The following is a 1,180-nucleotide window of genomic DNA, read 5'->3' on the forward strand; positions in this document are numbered from 1 at the left end:
CCTGTGATCTGATTGTTTAAATCGTTTCCAAATCCCGAAATGGCGGCCCCGACGAGCAGAAGATTTTCGACCTCGCTCGCCAACGTGAAATCGACGCCGGCGACCACAAGATCGATTCCCTCTCCGGCATTCTCCTGCACAAAATCATAGAGATCGTCAGCGTAGTAGGTGTCGTTGCCCTTGCCGCCCGCTAATGTGTCGTTCCCCGCTGCACCATCGATAACGTTGTCGCGATCATTTCCACGAATGGAGTTTCGTAGTGAGTTCCCAGTTGCTCGAACCGCTTCGCCTGTTAGGAAGAGCTTCTCGATGTTCTCGGAGATGGTGTAATCCGCACTGGAGTAGGCAATGTCGCTTCCCATCCCTAAATCTTCGAATATTTTATCCTTACTGCTGTCGACATAGAACGTGTCGTTTCCACCGCCACCAATCAGGGTGTCCGCGCCGCGGCCGCCATCAAGCTTATCGTCTCCAAGCCCGCCGTCGAGAAGGTCTTCGCCACTTTGACCACTGAGTTTGTCGTGCCCACCCTGCCCATAGAGGTTGTCTACAAGGGAGGTGCCGGAGAAACTATCGACAGAGCTTCCGCCCGATACTGTGAGCGATTTGATCTGATCGAGCCCAAGTTCCTTTGCTCGAAGCAGCGTAAGTATCCAGCCCACGGCAAGAACGCTCCTCGGCGCGCTCGCGATCAGTGAATTTATTGCGTCAGTTTTTTGGACATACGTTCTATAGGACTTTGCTACTTCGAGGTCGGACACGATCGCGGCTATGTTAGTGGCACCTGAAGAGGTATATGCCTTCCTCATGAAGACATCCCCGCCTGAAAGGCTCGTTTGCCGAAGTAAGGATAGCGTCCCTACCTCCGTTGCAGCCGCCCAAGCCGCATTCTTGTTTGCGGTGATGCGACTCGCGTAGTCAAATGCTGAGCCATCAGCAAGATAAGTTACGTAGGTCGTTCCTTCCTGATAGAAACCGACTTCGCCCCCGGCGGTCGCAGTAGCCCCCATCATGTCGACGATCGTGTTTACTGTTTCTGCCTCTGACGTCGCGATGCCAACAAAGGTTTGCCAGTCTCCGCCATTTCTTGAGTCGAAACCTAGTGCGACGTAATGCCCGTTCTCAAAAGAAACGCGTCCCCACGACTTAGTATCGACGCCCACTGCATTTCCAACGAGTG

At 53.6% G+C, this 1,180-nt stretch carries 1 protein-coding gene; it reads right to left on the bottom strand.

The features are described from left to right. Positions 1-1,163, bottom strand: a 1,163-nt coding sequence (locus AC1DT3_RS21935; protein ID WP_477467288.1) for a calcium-binding protein, incomplete at its 3' end; no start/stop codon positions are given. Between the last annotated feature and the right edge of the window lie 17 nt (positions 1,164-1,180).

The sequence above is a fragment of the Microvirga sp. P4_G7 genome (assembly GCF_056401005.1).